Raw genomic sequence first — 16822 nt, forward strand, 5'->3', positions numbered from 1 at the left:
CACTTAAGCCGATTTAAGTTGACTTGGTCTGCGCGCTGTACTAGATTTTTCGGTTAATATCCCGTGCCGCACCCAAGATAAAGGAGTCCCCAATGTTAGAAAGTAACCTCCCCGAAGGCCTTACCTTTGACGATGTACTGCTCCTCCCGGCCCACTCTCTCATCCTGCCTCGCGACGTCGAACTGACCACACGGCTCACCGCAAACATCCAGCTGAACATCCCGCTGGTGAGTGCAGCGATGGACACGGTGACTGAGTCGAGAGCGGCAATCTGCATGGCACGGGAAGGGGGACTCGGCTTCATCCACAAAAACTTCAGCATCGCCGAGCAGGCGATGGAGGTCGACAAGGTCAAGAAAAGCGAATCGGGAATGATCGTCGACCCGATCACCATGCAGCCCAACCAGAAGATCCGCGAGGCCCTCGACATGATGGCCAAGTACCGCATCTCCGGCGTCCCCATCACCAAGCCCAACGGCAAACTGGTCGGCATCCTCACCAACCGCGACCTGCGCTTCGAAACCAACCTCGACCTCCCCATCTCCGCCCGCATGACCAAGAGGAACCTGGTGACCGTTTCGGTGGGGACCACCCTGGAGCAGGCCAAGGAGCATCTGAAGAACACCCGGGTCGAGAAGCTTCTGGTGGTGGACGAGGAGAAGAACCTCAAGGGTCTCATCACCATCAAGGACATCGAGAAGGTGAAGAAGTACCCCAACGCCTGCAAGGACTCGCTGGGCCGCCTGAGAGTCGGCGCCGCGGTCGGCCCGACCCCGGATGTCGACGCCCGCATCGACGCGCTCGTCAAGGCCGGCGTCGACGTCGTGGTCATCGATACCGCCCACGGCCACTCCCAGGGCGTACTCGATGCCATCGCGCGCATCAAGGCGACCTTCCCGAACCTCGAGCTGATCGCCGGCAACATCGCCACCGCGGCCGCCGCCGAGGCGCTCATCAAGACCGGCGTAAATGCCATCAAGGTCGGCATCGGACCGGGCTCCATCTGCACCACCCGCGTGGTCGCCGGCATCGGGGTGCCGCAGATCACCGCCATCGCCGAGTGCTCCCGCGTCGCCAAGAAGTACGGCATCCCGCTCATCGCCGACGGTGGCATCAAGTACTCGGGCGACCTCACCAAGGCCGTTGCCGCCGGCGCAGACGTCGTCATGATCGGCTCGCTCTTCGCGGGGACCGAGGAGAGCCCGGGCGACACCATCCTCTACCAGGGGCGCGCCTACAAGAGCTACCGCGGCATGGGCTCCATCGGCGCCATGAAGCAGGGGAGCAAGGACCGCTACTTCCAGGGCGACGTGGACAGCGACGTGAAGCTCGTCCCCGAGGGGATCGAGGGGATGGTTCCGCTGCGTGGACCGCTCTCCGCCAACGTGCACCAGCTCATGGGCGGCTTAAGGGCCGGCATGGGGTACACCGGCTGCAAGACCGTGAAGGAGCTCCAGGAGAACGGGCGTTTCGTGCGCATCACCGGCGCGGGCCTCAAGGAGTCCCACGTCCACGACGTCACCATCACCCAGGAAGCCCCGAACTACCGGGTGGAAAAATAACAAGGTAACAAGGCATCTACCACAGAGGACACGGAGGAAGAGGCGAGGTACACAGAGGAAGGCTTTAAGGGGTAACCCACCGGTCTTTGCTTTACCCTGTGTTCCTCCCGTCTTTCCTCGGTGTCCTCTGTGATTACGCTTCTGATTTTTTAGATTGGCAAAGCCTGCCCCGGCCTCACGCTGTGGTTAGGCTTTTAACGTTTTTCCAAAAGGAATTATCTATGACAATCGACATCCATTCCGAGAAGGTCCTGATCCTCGACTTCGGCTCCCAGGTGACCCAGCTCATCGCCCGGCGCGTGCGCGAGCAGAGCGTCTACTGCGAGATCCACCCCTACAACATGGCGCTCGAGAAGATCAAGGCCTTCGGGCCCAAGGGGATCATCCTCTCCGGCGGCCCCTCCTCGGTCTACGACAAGGACGCGCCGCACTCGGACCTCGGGATCTACGACCTGGGGATCCCCGTCCTCGGCATCTGCTACGGGATGCAGCTCATGACCCAGCAGCTCGGGGGGCGCGTCGAGCGCTGCGACAAGCGCGAGTTCGGCCGCGCCACCCTCGTCCTCGACGGCAAGAGCGAGATCTTCGCCGGCTTCGAGGGGGGTGCCGAGGTCTGGATGTCCCACGGCGACCGGATCGAGGAGATGCCCAAGGGGTTCAGCCTCATGGCCCACACCGAGGGGTGCCCGGTGGCTGCCATGAAGGACGAGAAGCGCAACTTCTTCGGCGTGCAGTTCCACCCCGAGGTGGTGCACACCCCGCGCGGCGACGAGATGATCGGCAACTTCCTGTTCAACATCTGCGGGAGCAAGCCGACCTGGACCATGGCCAACTTCATCGAGACCGAGATCGCCACGATCCGCGAGAAGGTGGGGACCGGCAAGGTGCTCTGCGCCCTCTCCGGCGGCGTGGACTCCGCGGTCGTCGCGGTCCTGATCCACAAGGCGATCGGCGACCAGCTGCACTGCGTCTTCGTGAACAACGGGCTTTTGCGCAAGGGCGAGGCCGAGAAGGTGGTGAACCTCTTCACCAAGCACTTCAAGATCAACCTGCAGCACGTCGAGGCCACCGACCGCTTCCTCGACAAGCTGACCGGCATCTCCGATCCCGAGCAAAAGCGCAAGATCATCGGCAACGAGTTCATCTACCTCTTCGAGGAGGAGGCGAAGAAGCTCGGCCAGGTCGACTACCTGGCGCAGGGGACCCTCTACCCGGACGTGATCGAGTCGGTCTCCACCAAGGGGCCCTCCGCGGTCATCAAGAGCCACCACAACGTGGGCGGGCTCCCCGAGAAGATGAACCTGAAGCTCCTCGAGCCGGTGCGCGAACTGTTCAAGGACGAGGTCAGGCTCCTGGGCAAGGAACTCGGCATGCCCGACGAGATGGTCTACCGTCAGCCCTTCCCGGGCCCGGGTCTCGCCATCCGCTGCATCGGCGAGCTCTCCCCCGAGAAACTCGACATCCTGCGCGAGGCCGACGCCATCGTCATCGACGAGATCCGCAAGGCCGGGCTATATCGCGACATCTGGCAGTCATTTGCCGTACTCTTGCCGGTGAAGACCGTAGGCGTCATGGGCGACGCCCGCACCTACGAGTACACCTGCGTACTGCGCGCGGTGAACTCCCTGGACGGCATGACCGCCGACTGGGTCAAGCTCCCCTACGAGCTACTCGGCAGTATTTCCTCGAGAATCATCAACGAGGTGAAGGGCGTGAACCGCGTGGCCTACGACATCAGCCAGAAGCCGCCGGCAACCATCGAGTGGGAATAGGCGATTGCTCCCTTGGCGGGGTTCAATAATTGCACAGAAACTCGCGGTAACCGTCCCCCGGGGCGGTTGCCGCGTTTTCGCGTATAGGGGGGATTCCGCGTGTCCGAGACCTTCGGCCCGATAAAACTGATCATCTTCGATCTGGACGGAACGCTCATCCATTCGCTCCCCGACATCGCCGACGCGGTGAACCACGTGCGGCGGGACTTCGGCAAGGGGGCGCTCGACCTCGACGAGGTGCGGCTTTTGGTGGGGAAGGGGGCCCGCTCCCTCATCGAGCGCGCCCTGCCCGATGCGGGGTCCCGCGAGATCGACGAGGCGCTCGAGCGCTACCTGGGCTACAACCTGGCCCACATCGTCGACAAGACCCGTCCCTATCCGGGCGTTGCCGAGACCCTCGAGGAGCTCTCCCGGCGCGGCTTTCCGCTGGTGGTACTCTCCAACAAGAACGTGGCGCTCTGCCGCGAGGTTTTGAGCGAGCTCGGCCTGGCGGGTCTGCTCCCCGCCGTGTACGGAGCCGACTCCTTCCCGTTTCGCAAGCCCTCCCCCGAGCCGGTGCTGGCCCTCCTCAAGGAGTATCGGGTTGCGGCCGGCGAGGCGGTACTCGTGGGGGACAGCATAAACGACATGGCGGCGGGGCAGGGGGCCGGCGTGTATACCGTTGGCTGCAGCTACGGCTACGGCAATCCCGAGGAGTTGGCGGGGGCCGATTTCCAAGTCCATGATTTTGCGTCACTGCTGGATCTCCCCCTTTTCTTACAAAACAATTCAGCAATGAAAAAAGGCTAAAGTATCTCAGAGAGTTACCGATATATAGTCCTATACCAACGTTCGGGAGTAAAAAACGCAATGAAAATAGATGATCTGAATCAGAAATCGGGGCTTGCCTACGTGGCGAGCGGGCGGGCTGACAAGGCTGAGCCGGTGGACGCTTCCGTTGAAGCGGCGGGCAAGCCGCAGTCCGGGACAGACAAGGTCGAGCTTTCCAGCTACATCCCGGTTGTCCCGAGCTCAGAGCGTCAGCCGGGATTTCGGGCCGACCGGGTAGCCGAGCTCAGGGCACAGGTTGCCAGCGGCAGCTACCAGGTGCCGGCGACCGCCATCGCCGAGAAGATGATCGCCAAGTTCGCCGGCAGCGGGGCGAGCCACTAGACAGCAGAAAAAATATTGACAGGCGCACACGAAGTGCGGTATTAATGTCGCTCTACTAAGCGGGAATAACTCAGTGGTAGAGTGTCAGCTTCCCAAGCTGAAGGTCGCGGGTTCGAATCCCGTTTCCCGCTCCAAACAAAATCAGCAGGTTCAAGCGGTTAGCGTGAGCCTTTCAAGACTGTCCCCGGTTCTGTCCCTAAACGGAATCGGGGATTTACTTTTTGGAATAACGAAGTCCCGCCCCAGGTAGTCGAAGATCCTCTCTTCGTCCTCTTCCAGCCCCTCCACGTAGTTCCCGTAGACTTCATAGACCATCTGCTTCGATGCATGCCCCATGAGTTTGACGAGCCTGAGCGGATTGATGCCGACCAGGAGGCTCCAGGCTGCGAAGGAGTGCCGCGCCGAGTAAGAGGTGACGTAGGTAATCCCGGCAGCGTCCACCCCTTTCTTCCAGATCTTGCAGAAGCGGGAGCTGTTGAAGCGTGCACCGTCCTCCATCGTGAAGACATAGGGAGAATCGGAGCGGTTGAGGATTGCGTCGAGCCTTTGCCGGATTGCCCCTGTGATGAAGATTTGGCGCTTCCTGAAGGCGGTTTTCAGGCTCTTCTTGTCCTGGCCCAATACAAAAGAGCTGGAGACGTTCACGTAGTCTCCTGAGATATCCTCTTTTCTCAGGCCCCCCATCTCGGAAGGGATCATCCCCGTCAGGATCATGAACTCTGCTATGGGCCGGTAATACTCTTCCAGGTGGTCCAGGAAGCGGAGCCATTCACCAAAGCGAATGACGACATGCTCTTTCTTCTCGGTCTTTGACAGCCTCTTTTTCAGGTTGTCGAAGGGACTCTTCAGCACCCACCGGTAATGATCGCAGGCATCGTTCCAGATCGCCCTAAACGGCATAAGGATATTCATTTTCCTGGCCGTTGAGAGTGGTTTCCCTTTGTTCTCCCCCCGTGTACAGAGAAGGGAGTCGGTAAATTTGAAAACCGTGGTGCTGGTGATCTGGTAGAAAGAGACGTTTCGGAAGTGGGGGAGGATCTTCGTCTCTATCGCTTCGCGGTAGTCGTTCCGCTTGGTCGGCGAGCTGAAGGAGGGATATATCGTCTCCATCCATTCCTTCGCATACTGGCCGAAAAGCACCTGATGAGGTTCGGGCCGGTACTCTCGCCCCTCCAACTGGGTGAAGTGTGCCTTCTCCTGCTCAGTTGCTCCGGGGAATGCCTCGGCAAACTTGAAGGTGCCGTCTTCGATCCGCTCCGCGATCCTGCTCAGGAAGCCGCGAACCTTTCTTTCATTGGCCGGTGTGTCGTCGAGATCGGTGGTTCGGGTGATCCGCTGCCCGAAATAGTAGAAATCGACGTAGAGCTTTTTCGAGCCTTTGCGCCGCTTGACGGCTCCGGTTTGCTTCACAGGTGTTTCCATCGCAAGATTGCCTTTTTTAATCTTCATGTTATGTCCTCATGGCGTTACCCTCCCCTCAGTGTGTCTAAGTCCGTCGCGGAGAATACCGGCATTTCATCTCATAATCAATAGTCGAGGTTGATGGCCGGGACTGCGCCCCGGCCGAAAGTCAGAGGCGGGCTGTTGACCGAGGCTTCGCCTCGCTGAGAATCTTGCTCGCTTCGTGGCACTGGCACCGGAGCTGCTAGGCCATTATCCTCTGTGGTCGGCCTCTGCTGGCTGTTGAGAAAAAGCCCCTCACGCCAGCAGAGCCGGAGGATTCGGCCTAGTCGGAAGTAATGGACACCCTCCCGCAAAACCCCTTTCTTCAGCCAGCCGAAGACAGTGGCCCGTGATACCTGCATCCGTGCTGCAAACTGTTCAATGGTAAGAACTTCCGATGCCTGGGTGTCAGTTGCCATCGTAGGACCTCCTTAAAAGCACTGATGCCCAGGCAGATCTTTCGGCTTCCAGGTCATCCAATCGGCCATCATTCATGATTTCTGCTAGCCGGTCCTGGAAGTAGTCGAGTTCGGCGTTGTCTCTGAAGGGGAACATGGCGGGGGATTTCATAAACTCCCCCCAGTGCTCTCGATTACCTGGCCGAGCTTGATGGACCGTTTGATAAATTCGCTATCGAAGTCTCGGCTTCGCCAATGCTCATAAAGGGCTTTGCCCAAGGAGAGGATTGCGTCCTTATAGTCCCTGGTCTTCATCCTGACGGCAAAGGCCGGGAGACAACCGGCAATGTGCGAGATGTAGAACAATGCCGAGGCGTGGGAGTTGGAGCTTAGGTCGCGGCCAATGCGTTCGGCCTTCCCTAAACGCTCTGCACAGCTCTGAATCTCATTCCACCAGGGATGAATGGTACGGCGATCCTGACGGTCATTGTCTAGTAAACGTAGCGAGAACCATTCTCCTGTCAGATAGACCCAGATGCCGCCCGCGCGCTGCCAGAGGTCTTCAAATCCATTGACCTTGAATTGTTTCAGTGCCGGTCTGCGAAGTTGGAATTCCACCCGCCAGACGTCTTCAAGGTCATTGGCTCCCCACAGATCGGCGAACCAGAGTTTTTCCCCCTTCTTGAGCACTTCTTTCCCTTTGTTGTAGATTCTCAGGCGGATAGGAGCGGCAGGGGAGCCGAAGTAGCAGGTTTCCAGGATGCCGCCCTTAAGGATTGGTCTTACGTCCCGACTGCGACAGACTGCATGGGTTTCAAGGAAGGGAAGGGTGAGGCCGGGAGAAAGCTTGAAGTCGGCGCAGATATCAAGGCGGCTGGGGAGGATATCGTCAATCTTGCCGCCGAAGTAATTCAGATCCTGGGTGACGAGGTTCAGGGCATGAGCGAAGCTCTTTCGCCACATGGTTTCGGCATTGACAGAAAGGTAGACGTTGGGAGCCTTACCGTATTTCTCACCCTTGGCAATGTAGAGGTGAAACTCAGGAAACTGTAGATGGAAGGTGTAGTTATCGCCCTTGCCGTTGGGATAGACCAGGAAGTTTCGGCCTGGGGTGGTTTCATCGACTACTTCCCCGGTCTGTTGTGCGTTCTCTTTGAGGGTGTAAAGGGTTTTGAGAACAACGGGCCAGTCTTTGCCCCAAGCGACGAATAAGCCGATGTCGAGGGAATCAAACCCACACAGGAGATACTGGAAATTGTCGTGGTTTGGTATTAGCGCATGGCGTGTTACAGGTTCCGCCATGCATGAAGGGAACTCCGGCGTCGCGGCAAGGTTACCGGCAGAGCCGGCAATCCCTACCGTGCCGCCGGCCTCGCCTGGAACGCTAAAGGTGTCACCTGTTTCGGCGATTGATGCAAGGTCGATGGGGCTTTGTTTCATTTTCACGGAACCTCCTAAGGGTAAAGTTGCCCTCAGGGTTCCACGATGGTGGGGAAAGTACCCGGACAGTACTTCTACTTTTTCTTGTCCGGCAGGAACATGTGCAGCCAGAAAGCACGATCCCTGTTGATTGCCTTGGCAAATGCTTCTGGGCTGTCGGCAAGATCGGTATCGATAGGGGACGCGCCCGAATCATTTGCGACGGCATCGAAGAGAGCACGGATTTCTGGTTCCGTAAGAGGTTTCTTGATGAGACTGGAAATGCCTGAAATTAACCCGGCTATAGCATATTTCATTTTCTTGCGGGTGATTCTTGCCTTTGGGCGCTTCAGTGGGGCTTCCAGAAGGTTTTGGTATGCGGCAGCTTTATTGTTGAAGCGAAGAGCCTGAATTCTTTTTCCAATTGACTGATCATGCAGCATAAGAGGGTCAAGACGGAGGAGTTTCTCAAGGGCGTCCAGATCACCCTGTCGCGCCTTACGATATACGTTGGTTGGATGTTCCCGATAAAGGAGCCAACAGGGAATGAGCACAAATATGAAAAAGCTACTTTCCATCTCCATGTCTGTGAATAGCTGCAAGGCTGCTTTCTTTATCTGCGGATCAACGGGTGTTTCGAAGAAATCTTCTTCAATTTCCTGAAAGGATGCAGAAAGGGTTGATTGCAAATGAGGAAGTAGCTCTTTTAGGTCTTCGGGGCTCGGAACAAATTCAGACGGTTTGAGCTTGCCTCTTCTGAAGAAGCGAACCTCTTGAAGGATTGTTTCACCTAGTTCAACGCCTTCCCCCCCGAACTTTGAAAAATCAGAGAAAAGAGCTCGTGTGAACCTATTAATCTTACTATGGGAACGATACATAGCGAACCAAGCTGGCAGCGGTGGCATCGGGTATTGATGGTCAAATATTCGCCGTTCCCTAATGTGACGGAATGCCAGATGCATGTCCCTGGCACTCACAGCGAGTTGGGGAGCAATAAGTGCTATAAGAAATGGCTTACCTTCTGCCCACTTTCGTATTGCCAGCAAGTCTTTATTCATGTATCATTCTCAATGTTTAAAATCGTGGTGCAGCAAGATTATCAGATTTCGGTTATTGATTGAAGAGCGTATTTGTTTTCTAGTGTCGGGTGAACCAGAAAATTGGAGGCGAATGTGCTGACCACCATCATTACCTCACTCGTTACTGCCCTGATTACGTGTTATCTTCAAGAACGTAAGATCAGAGCGGAACTTCGCACTGAGTTTAAGGCGGAGGAGGTCGCTAAGACACTTCTTAAAAGTGAAAAATGGCTAAAGAGAAGCTTTGAGGAAATCAAGAAACGACTAGGCGGATTTGAGGATAATGAGCTTCGCAAAATTCTTGTTCGTGCAGGCGCTGTGAAGTTTGATACCTCGGAAGGTAAAGAACTTTGGGGGTTAATTTCTCGGAACAAAAATGACTTGTAAAGTCGAAGTTGGGGGGCAGGACTGAGTCGTCTGGGAAGGAAGCTCACCCACTGAGGGGAGTGTCATGACACTATATGATGATTTCAAGAATCACAAGATCTTTAAGCGACTTTCTGAACAGCAGATATACGCTATTTTGGAAGAGGAACTTCAGCAGGGGATCAAGAGTCCTGGCTTGTGGGCAAAAGCGCTTGAGAAGAGCGGCGGGGAGGAGAAAAAAGCCCTGTCTCTCTATATAAGCCTTCGATATCAAGCCATTCTGGATGAGATGAGCATGCTTGCAATGATGAATGCGTCATCTCGTAAATTAGATCCTCCTCAAGGTCCTGCAGAGCCTCCTCCTGTATCGGTCCAAACAGTCACGACAACTACAACCTCTGGTCATGAATTTGATGGTGTTATGCTTTTCATGCTGTTCATTTTAGGCGCTGTGATTGTCGGATTACCTATTTATTTTATGTTTCCATCATTTTTTTCTCTTTTAGGCCCAACGGGCAATTCAGTACATTATATTGGAGTGCTAATTCTCATAGGTGTAGGGTATTTACTAGCTAAGAAGCTCTAACGCCTATAGCTATTCAATTAGACATGAATCTAAGTGCGAGGGTGTGCAGCAACCGACGCCACGCAGGTTAATCGAAACTCCGTAGTGATCTTTCCGGGAGCAAATCTGTCCCCTAACTGTTGCTTTTCTAGCTGATTTGATTTTATTCAACTGTACTGCACTGGACTTTTGACACACTGAAGGTTGGGGTGGTTAACGTAAGATGTCTGAATTGTTATAACTATGACTTAGGGCTTCTAATTTGTGGAGCCTTCGAATCCCGTTTCCCGCTCCAAATAAATCAAAGGGTTAGCCGATTTAGGCTAGCCCTTTTTTGCTGTCCTACACCCCAAATGTTCTAAAATTGTTCTAAACACCCTTTTCCACTCTATATCTCCTCCAGTTGCCTTTGGCTCACCACATATCCGTTGATAACTGCTGGCGGTCACTCAGGCCCTTTCCAGACATCAAGATAATCGCTGCTGGTGGGGTGGGCGAACGGCCGTTTTCCCGGCTGATATCATGCGCTCCCCCTTCCCATCGCAGAAGGCGCCCTACCCAACCCGGCTGCTACGGACGCATGGGCGACCTCAAGTTCCATAGTGGTGACGCTGGGTGTATGGCGAGGCGGATGAAGCACGGGAATGGCAGGGGGGCAGATGTAGGAAGCCCTTGCATTTCCTATTAGACTGTGTAAATATAAAGACATTTAATGCAGATTCTGCCCGCCGGAGGGGACTGAATGTCGGACAAGCATCTTCATAAGTTGAGGGATTCTGAAATTTTTATTGGTCTTGTTGGCGCAGTTGGCACCGACCTTGAGCTGGTTAGTTGTATCCTAGAAGAAGAGTTGCGAAAGTTCAATTATGGATCTGAACGTGTGGTAATCAGCCAGTTAATCTCTGATCTTCCTAGGTGGCATGCGGAAGTTGCTTCTTTTGCAGATGCTGGTGATAGAATTGAAAAATTAATGGATTTGGGAGACACCATAAGGGAGGAAGTTAATGGTGGTGAAGCTCTTGCAATGCTGTCTATCGCAAATATTCAAGAGATTAGATATAAGCTAAAGGAAAAGCCAGAAGTTCCGATTCAAAGACAGGCTTACATAATAAAATCGTGCAAAACAGTTGAAGAGGTAAGTTTTTTTCGCAAGGTATATGGCAAGAGTTTTTTACTCATATCAGTGTATGCTCCGAGAAGTGAGAGACTCGATGTTCTAGCTCAAAAAATAGCTGATTCAAAATCTTCAGATGATGCTGAACAATTTAAGAGTCAAGCTGAAGATTTGATAGAAAAAGATCTAAAAACTAAAGGTAAAAAATTTGGACAAGATGTCCAAAACACTTTCCCTCTTGGCGACTTTTTCTTGCGAATGGCTGAAAAGGAAAAAATGAGGGGTAATTTGTCCAGGCTGTTAGAACTTTGGTTTGGATATCCATTTCACACGCCAGTGAAAGATGAGCACGCCATGTTTTTAGCCAACGCAGCCTCGTTACGAAGCTCTGACCTATCGAGGCAGGTGGGCGCAGTTATTGTAAACCCAGAAGGCGACCTTCTGGCGATGGGGTGTAACGACGTGCCTAAACCAGGAGGTGGTCTGCCGTGGCCAGGGGAAACTCAAGACTTTAGGGATTTCCAGCTTGGTGTTGACCCGAGCGTTACGATGAAAGAAAGGATGATTAATGAAATCCTTGAGAAACTAAAAAATGCTGGATGGTTTAATGCAGAGATCGCAAAGAAGACATCCACGGAACTGCTGGAGGACGCTATATATTCAGACTCCGCTGTTCTAGATAAGGCAAGAATTTCGAGCATTTTGGAGTTTGGCAGGGTGGTGCACGCTGAAATGAATGCGATAACGGATGCCGCAAAGCGCGGGGTCGAGTTAAAGGGGAGTTCGTTGTACTGCACGACCTTCCCATGTCACATGTGTGCTCGCCACGTTATTTCGTCGGGAATTCGAGAGGTTGTGTTTATTGAGCCTTACCCAAAAAGCCGAACTGAAAAGTTGTATAAGCACATCATCAAGGTTGATGGCGGAGACCATACCCCTCATGTCGTAAACTTCAAACCGTTTGAGGGAGTATCCCCAAACCGTTACATCGACTTTTTCTCTATGGAGGGAAAGAAACGAAAGGACAAGCACGGGAAAATTTACGAATGGGAGAAATCGAAGAGCTTCCCTCAAGTTGACATGATTTCACCAGCTTACGTTCAAATTGAAACGTTGGTGTTAAATCAAATTAACGCTAATTTATACCATTTTGGTTTAGAATCTGATATAAAGTGCGAATAGTGGAATGTGATGGCCTTGAGGGCGCAATAACACCGGAGGGTAAAGAAATGACTTACGATACTGGGTGGCTTAAAAGGCGCGTGTCCGCTGCGGCAACCGAATATGATAAATGGTCACCTTCACTTAAGGAGGCCATGAAGTTGACCCCTAATAACCCGAGCAATGAAAAGCCTATAGCATCCACACCTAAGGCGCAAACAGTAGACCTTAAGTAAAACAAATGCTTATCGAATTGGCAAAGACCACCTACACCACGGTTGTGTAGGTGGTCTTTATGTTTTCTTACATTTCTCGGGAAGTCGCGCACTTGACCATCGACCGCTACCGTGCCAAATACGGGAAGAACCTGGACATCCGGTCTCTGCTGGTGCGTGCCACTAAGGTCCATCAAGCGCCAGCTGCTGGAACGACTTCCCCTAGCCGGCTAACCCTTTTTTTGCTGTTCTCGTAGCCGATTGTTTTTAAATTGTTCTAGGAGGGATCTTGGACAAAATGCTCGAAGCCAAGCTGCAGCAGATTAAGGATTATGTCCAGAGTGAAGGCATCACGGTCCGTATCGAAAGAGACTCGGGCCTATCCTTGGGTAACCCAGGGATATATAAAGATGGCCTTATCAAAATTTTTGATCGGCTGCCGCTAGAGCTGGTACCTGAAGCCGAGGCACATGAGTTGTGCCACGCAATCCTTGAATATAGAGGTGCTTTAGGCTTAGGCATTAACAACGCTTTCGGTGGTGTGAGTTTTTCTGGGAAACCTTCTGCAGCCGTTGTCGAAAATTTTGTAAAGCAAATGGCTGAACTTGACTTCGGAGGAGAGTGTGACTTCGACGAGGAAGAGGAAGAAAAAAAGGATGATTATAGCGACTTGTCCGCAAAAATAAGCAATGCAATCCACCACAAGGTCATGATGCCTCTTCTGTATAATGATTTCGGCATCGTACCGCATGCGTACTATGCTTTGATGCAAATGTGGCTGGATAAAACAGAAATTGAAATTGTCAACCATGATCATGGCCAGATTGTAAATTACACAAATGGCGTTTTCCTTTACGATATCTCTAATGTTTTACCTTCAGAGTCAGAAAAAATATCTAATATTGCAAAATTAAATCCAGACGCAGAGAAAGCTTATCTGGCATCCAAAGCTTATCTTGACAGAATTGATGTCTCTGTCAGCCTTACTGATCAGTTCAAAGTCGTCAGTGAGTTTTTGAGGGTTTTGGACATAGAGCCAGAAAGGTTCGTCATATATAATTTTTACCACCGTGAATAGCAGTCCCCAAAAAAGATGAGTAGGACCGCTTGACCCCACTCATCCGTGAACACAGTTTTCTGCTTAAATGCGGTGTCATTCTTTTGGGGACTCGGCATTGGTTGACTCCAAGGTGCTAGGCGACATCAAGGCGGCCGCCAACGCCCCCACCGCGTTGCTGAGATGGTTCGGTGCCAGGTGGCTGTACCGCATGGTCATCTTCAGATCCTTGTGCCCGAGCAGGCGAGACACCGTTGCGATATCCACCCCGGACATGACTAGGTGACTGGCAAATGTGTGGCGGAGGGTGTGGAACACCACGTCGCCCTTGAGCTTAGCTTTTTTCACTGCCGTCGGAAAAGACCGTTTAAGGTCTAACAGCCGGTCGCCGGTCTTAAAGTTGAAGAACACGTAGTCAATCCCTTCCTCGCGTGGGAGTCCATCGAGCAATTGGCGCAGGGGTGCGTTGATCGGGGTCATCCGCATTTCCTTGTTCTTCGGCTCGTGGATGGAGATGAATCCATGCTCCAGATCGACGTTTTGCCACTTTAGCCGAAGAATCTCCGATTTCCGGCAGCCGGTATTCACTGCGAAGATAATGATCGGCTTGAGATGAAGCTGTTGCCGATCCGTGCCGCAGGCCTCCAGGAGTCTTTCTATCTCTTCCCGCGACAGAAACCGGTCGCGCTTCAAACTCTCCTTGAACATCTTGACCTTGTGAACCTCCTTCATGGTCGACTCGCTGGCCATCTTCCAGTCCACCGCCTTGGTGAACATGTGCTTAATGCAGCAAATACGACGGTTAACAGTTGCCTCGGACAACTCGCTGGCGAGAAGCTTCGCCTGGTAGCTCTCGAGGAACGCCAGGGTGAAGTGCTTTAACGGGAGGTTGCCGAACTCGTCCTCAGCCATCTTTATTATGCTCTTCTTGTTTCGGTAGCCTCGCTGGTACTGGGAGAACTCCCTGTAACGCTCGGCCAGCTCCCGGAAGGTGTGGTTTTTGACCTGTACGACCTCGGGTTGGTTTCCTTTCTGAATCTCATTCTTTCTATGGATCAAAAGGGCCTCTGCGTCTCGGAATCGTTTGCTCCGGCTCGACTCTTTTTTCTGTCTGCCATCAAGGCCGGTGTAGTGGATCCACCAGATATTGCCTCGTTTGTATATGCCGGGTTTGCTCATCGTGTTACCCCCCCCTCTGATATGGTCTTAATGGCGCTTGCATGCAGCCCCAGCAGATGCTAAAAAGGGGGTGCGTCGCATGACCGAAACAGAGCCATACGCAGCATCCCCTTCCTCAAGTTCGGCCAATCCTCTTAGAACATTTTCTAGAACACCACTCTTTAACTAGCTGCTATCTCAGCAGTTTTAGGTAGGCCTTCAGACCTACAGACTGACGGTCACGCGGCCCTTTGCAGCTTGTCCTTCTGGTACAGAGCGCCCACTGCCGGGGTTGCTTGCTCTTTGATCCACTTGTCAATATGGGACTTATGGAACCGCGGATAACGACCAGCATGGAAATGCGGGATCGCCTTGTACTGGACCTGTTTGTAAACCCAGGACTTGTCCACCTTCAGGTAGGCGGCCAACCCCATCACATCGAAGATCTCCTCCTGTGTTTTGGCAACAGGGGCTACAGGCATGACCGTGGATAGGCGTGCGGCCACCGCATCAGCTATCGCCTGGATGTCAGCCGGTTCAAGTACAGTTCTCATGGGTCCCTCGTAAGTGGCGTATTGATTTTCTGTCCCCGATACTATTCAAGCCGATCAAATATTGGAAACCCCCTGCTACGGGTTAGGTAAGCAGGGGGGGATTTTATTGTGGCCAGAACATGGGCCAGTTCAGCGGCAATCACCACCCGACCAAGACGTCTGGCAACTCCCAGGGACGCCAAGGTGAGGGGCGGCAAGACCCGCCAGCCTCTGTCTAAATAGGCTACCAATCCAGGGCTCGTCGGGAATGAAGTAACTGCGACCGCCGGCGTCATTGAGTATCTGAAGCAGGACAAAAACTGCCCCATCAATTTCAACTTGCTCGTAGCACATGCCATCGAAATCAGTCAGATCGATTGCTGCCACCCCAGTTTCACGGCCCCAAGGACCTCGCCATCGGCGTCATCACCGAAGCCTCCGAACTCCTGGAGCACTTCCGCTTCCTCTCCGAGGACGAAGCCCTCACGCTCCTAAGGAATCCCGCGCGCAAAGAGCAGATCGAGGACGAGCTAGCCGACGTCCTCTTCTTCCTGCTCCGCTTCACCCAGCGCTTCGACATCGACATGAGCAAGGCAGTAACCCGCAAGCTGGCCAAGATTGAGGAGAAGTATCCCTTGGAGAAGAGCCGAGGGAGCAATCGCAAGTATACCGAGCTGTAAGTGCCTTACCGCCCTCCCACTTGCCGGAAAGATGCCCGAGGGCAGGCATGAATGACTAAGAGATATGTTTTGTCTTTCATTCTTTCAGGCCGGCCCCAGGACTTCTCCCCATCCATTCAGACCTCTACGACATGTCACCCCTCCTCCCCTTTAAATATGAAAGCGTGTACATTGAAAACATGAATATCCATTTACAATGTTGCAGGAATGTTGCAATATTCGCTTTTCGTGAGCAGGAACAACAGGAGTGACGCACTAATGCCACACACCGAAGAACAGCCTGTCTACCAGACTGAAGAAATATCAAATGATCTTTTCAGCGGAAATCTCTCGATTGAACAGGCGTTGCAACGTCTACGGACCAGATTATTAGATCTGTCCACGCGTAACCGCCTCCTCAGTTTTCGCCACCCTAAGGGGCGTTCACTTCAGTTCGTTGACCAACCGAACCTCAATCTCGTCTTCACTCGCCTATTAGATGGTAAGGACATTCTGCTCAAGTGGATCCCGGACCCTCCGCCCCTGCTGTACACCAACAAGCGTCCTGACCCCAAAAGCCATGCCGAGTCCCTCGGTGTCGACGTCGAAACCCGCTTTTCCCCCGAATCGTGCCGCTCCTCTGCCAATAAACATACTCCCAGGCTCCAGGCCCTTTATTACCCCGCGGACCTTGACAAGATGTGTCGCAAAATTCGCTCGGAGGCGCGCACCATAATTGAGGAGACGGGTACCAACATGCTGTACCTGGTGTTCGGTTTCCTAGAGTTCTACGAGCGCGATGATGTTGAAAAACCGGCCTTGTCGCCCCTGATCGCCGTGCCCGTAACCCTCGAAAGGGTGAAAATCGATCCGGATACCCGCACCTACATCTATGCCCTCTCCTATTCCGGAGAGGATGTTCACGAAAACCAGACATTGAGGGAAAAGCTCAGCCAGGATTTTGCTCTGCAACTTCCAGAATTGGAGGAAGATGACGAACCGGGGGATTATTTCAAGAAGATTGAAAAGGCAATAGAAAACCTGATTAGCGCCAATCTTCCGCTGTCCGCAACCACGCCTCAGGGCGACGACCAGTGCAAACAGTCGCAGCGATCAGGCGAGGCAGCATAGCGGCAAGATCAAAGCGGCGGTTAAATCGGTACTGATAC

General features: G+C 53.3%; 15 protein-coding genes, 1 tRNA gene and 2 pseudogenes. 11 read left to right on the forward strand and 7 right to left on the reverse strand.

Annotated elements, in window-relative coordinates; all coding sequences use genetic code 11:
• Positions 1-92: 92 nt before the first annotated feature.
• From guaB to GMST_RS19880, 5 genes are all read left to right on the forward strand, one after another.
• Positions 93-1562: an IMP dehydrogenase gene (gene guaB, locus GMST_RS19860; RefSeq protein ID WP_183356452.1), complete on the forward strand. Its 1470-nt coding sequence runs from the start codon at positions 93-95 to the stop codon at positions 1560-1562.
• 221 nt (positions 1563-1783) lie between these two features.
• Positions 1784-3334, forward strand: coding sequence for a glutamine-hydrolyzing GMP synthase (gene guaA, locus GMST_RS19865; protein WP_183356453.1), 1551 nt, complete (start codon positions 1784-1786; stop codon positions 3332-3334).
• A gap of 99 nt (positions 3335-3433) precedes the next feature.
• Positions 3434-4123 (forward strand): HAD family hydrolase, encoded by a 690-nt coding sequence (locus tag GMST_RS19870; protein WP_183356454.1) that lies wholly within the window; start codon positions 3434-3436, stop codon positions 4121-4123.
• Between the two features lie 60 nt (positions 4124-4183).
• Positions 4184-4486, forward strand: coding sequence for a flagellar biosynthesis anti-sigma factor FlgM (flgM, locus tag GMST_RS19875; RefSeq protein WP_183356455.1), 303 nt, complete (start codon positions 4184-4186; stop codon positions 4484-4486).
• A gap of 59 nt (positions 4487-4545) precedes the next feature.
• A tRNA-Gly gene (locus GMST_RS19880) sits at positions 4546-4620 on the forward strand.
• Positions 4621-4636: 16 nt separating this feature from the next.
• Here GMST_RS19880 and GMST_RS19885 read toward each other — a convergent pair.
• The 4 genes from GMST_RS19885 to GMST_RS19900 form a co-directional block, all read right to left on the reverse strand.
• Entirely contained in the window at positions 4637-5935 is a 1299-nt protein-coding gene (locus GMST_RS19885; protein WP_183356456.1) for an Arm DNA-binding domain-containing protein, read from the reverse strand.
• A gap of 77 nt (positions 5936-6012) precedes the next feature.
• Entirely contained in the window at positions 6013-6348 is a 336-nt protein-coding gene (locus GMST_RS19890; RefSeq protein WP_183356457.1) for a helix-turn-helix domain-containing protein, read from the reverse strand.
• Between the two features lie 147 nt (positions 6349-6495).
• The gene (locus GMST_RS19895) at positions 6496-7773 is read right to left on the reverse strand and encodes a plasmid replication initiation factor (protein WP_183356458.1); all 1278 of its coding nucleotides are present in this window, start codon (positions 7771-7773) and stop codon (positions 6496-6498) included.
• Positions 7774-7841: 68 nt separating this feature from the next.
• Positions 7842-8804, reverse strand: coding sequence for a hypothetical protein (locus tag GMST_RS19900; protein WP_183356459.1), 963 nt, complete (start codon positions 8802-8804; stop codon positions 7842-7844).
• A gap of 114 nt (positions 8805-8918) precedes the next feature.
• On the opposite strand from GMST_RS19900, the gene GMST_RS19905 reads away from it, so the two are divergent.
• The 4 genes from GMST_RS19905 to GMST_RS19920 all read left to right on the forward strand — a co-directional run bounded on the left by GMST_RS19905 (position 8919) and on the right by GMST_RS19920 (position 13324).
• The gene (locus GMST_RS19905) at positions 8919-9212 is read left to right on the forward strand and encodes a hypothetical protein (protein ID WP_183356460.1); all 294 of its coding nucleotides are present in this window, start codon (positions 8919-8921) and stop codon (positions 9210-9212) included.
• A 64-nt stretch (positions 9213-9276) separates the two neighbouring features.
• On the forward strand, positions 9277-9777 hold the full coding sequence (locus GMST_RS19910) for a hypothetical protein (RefSeq protein WP_183356461.1): 501 nt from the start codon (positions 9277-9279) through the stop codon (positions 9775-9777).
• A 721-nt stretch (positions 9778-10498) separates the two neighbouring features.
• Positions 10499-12052 (forward strand): anti-phage dCTP deaminase, encoded by a 1554-nt coding sequence (locus tag GMST_RS19915; RefSeq protein WP_183356462.1) that lies wholly within the window; start codon positions 10499-10501, stop codon positions 12050-12052.
• A 483-nt stretch (positions 12053-12535) separates the two neighbouring features.
• Positions 12536-13324 (forward strand): hypothetical protein, encoded by a 789-nt coding sequence (locus GMST_RS19920; RefSeq protein WP_183356463.1) that lies wholly within the window; start codon positions 12536-12538, stop codon positions 13322-13324.
• A gap of 75 nt (positions 13325-13399) precedes the next feature.
• On the opposite strand, the gene GMST_RS19925 is transcribed toward GMST_RS19920, so the two are convergent.
• Together GMST_RS19925 and GMST_RS19930 are read right to left on the reverse strand one after the other, a co-directional pair.
• Positions 13400-14482 (reverse strand): tyrosine-type recombinase/integrase, encoded by a 1083-nt coding sequence (locus GMST_RS19925; RefSeq protein WP_183356464.1) that lies wholly within the window; start codon positions 14480-14482, stop codon positions 13400-13402.
• A 218-nt stretch (positions 14483-14700) separates the two neighbouring features.
• Complete coding sequence (locus tag GMST_RS19930) at positions 14701-15015, reverse strand: helix-turn-helix domain-containing protein (RefSeq protein WP_183356465.1); 315 nt, start codon at positions 15013-15015, stop codon at positions 14701-14703.
• A 356-nt stretch (positions 15016-15371) separates the two neighbouring features.
• Between GMST_RS19930 and GMST_RS19935 the strand changes: the two genes are divergently transcribed.
• Positions 15372-15674, forward strand: a complete 303-nt coding sequence (locus tag GMST_RS19935) for a nucleotide pyrophosphohydrolase (protein WP_183356466.1) — start codon at positions 15372-15374, stop codon at positions 15672-15674.
• A 258-nt stretch (positions 15675-15932) separates the two neighbouring features.
• Positions 15933-16592: pseudogene (locus tag GMST_RS22330) on the forward strand (DUF4011 domain-containing protein); the annotation flags it as partial.
• Between the two features lie 106 nt (positions 16593-16698).
• On the opposite strand, the pseudogene GMST_RS19940 reads toward GMST_RS22330, so the two are convergent.
• Positions 16699-16822, reverse strand: a pseudogene (locus GMST_RS19940) (IS1595 family transposase); the annotation flags it as partial.

Origin of the sequence: Geomonas silvestris (assembly GCF_014193515.1) — a bacterium.
Taxonomy (GTDB): Bacteria; Desulfobacterota; Desulfuromonadia; order Geobacterales; family Geobacteraceae; genus Geomonas; species Geomonas silvestris.

What these genes read in the sequence shown, in the direction of transcription:
- GMST_RS19885 (WP_183356456.1), bottom strand. Translation starts at nt 5,935, where the DNA reads ATGAAGATTAAAAAAGGCAATCTTGCGATGGAAACACCTGTGAAGCAA.
- GMST_RS19910 (WP_183356461.1), top strand. Translation starts at nt 9,277, where the DNA reads ATGACACTATATGATGATTTCAAGAATCACAAGATCTTTAAGCGACTT.
- GMST_RS19930 (WP_183356465.1), bottom strand. Translation starts at nt 15,015, where the DNA reads ATGAGAACTGTACTTGAACCGGCTGACATCCAGGCGATAGCTGATGCG.
- guaB (WP_183356452.1), top strand. Translation starts at nt 93, where the DNA reads ATGTTAGAAAGTAACCTCCCCGAAGGCCTTACCTTTGACGATGTACTG.
- GMST_RS19925 (WP_183356464.1), bottom strand. Translation starts at nt 14,482, where the DNA reads ATGAGCAAACCCGGCATATACAAACGAGGCAATATCTGGTGGATCCAC.
- GMST_RS19915 (WP_183356462.1), top strand. Translation starts at nt 10,499, where the DNA reads ATGTCGGACAAGCATCTTCATAAGTTGAGGGATTCTGAAATTTTTATT.
- flgM (WP_183356455.1), top strand. Translation starts at nt 4,184, where the DNA reads ATGAAAATAGATGATCTGAATCAGAAATCGGGGCTTGCCTACGTGGCG.
- guaA (WP_183356453.1), top strand. Translation starts at nt 1,784, where the DNA reads ATGACAATCGACATCCATTCCGAGAAGGTCCTGATCCTCGACTTCGGC.
- GMST_RS19900 (WP_183356459.1), bottom strand. Translation starts at nt 8,804, where the DNA reads ATGAATAAAGACTTGCTGGCAATACGAAAGTGGGCAGAAGGTAAGCCA.
- GMST_RS19890 (WP_183356457.1), bottom strand. Translation starts at nt 6,348, where the DNA reads ATGGCAACTGACACCCAGGCATCGGAAGTTCTTACCATTGAACAGTTT.